Origin of the sequence: Alcanivorax sp. HI0007, from assembly GCF_001635525.1 — a bacterium.
In the GTDB taxonomy this organism is placed as follows: Bacteria; Pseudomonadota; Gammaproteobacteria; order Pseudomonadales; family Alcanivoracaceae; genus Alcanivorax.
The window spans coordinates 1-223 of sequence record NZ_LWEJ01000107.1 but is presented as its reverse complement, the minus strand read 5'-3'; the positions used below and the strand labels follow the sequence as shown (position 1 = coordinate 223).

At 53.8% G+C, this 223-nt stretch carries 1 protein-coding gene; it reads left to right on the top strand.

Annotated elements, in window-relative coordinates:
* Window positions 1-223: hypothetical protein (locus tag A3714_RS06390; RefSeq protein ID WP_156493834.1), on the top strand; the 223-nt coding region annotated here is incomplete at both ends.

Here is a 223-nt window from a genome sequence, read left to right as displayed (position 1 = left end):
ATCATGTGGATCTGCGGCAAAAATTTATCACCAAGCCGGTGTACAACGCGCTGGGAAAAGTCATGCCGGCTATTGGCGACACCGAGCGTGAAGCCATTGAAGCGGGCACCACCTGGTTCGAGACCGACCTGTTTTCCGGCCGACCGGATTGGGAAAAATTTGCCCATATCCAGTTTTCTACCCTCACTGACGAAGAGCAGGCGTTTCTGGACAACGAGGTCCA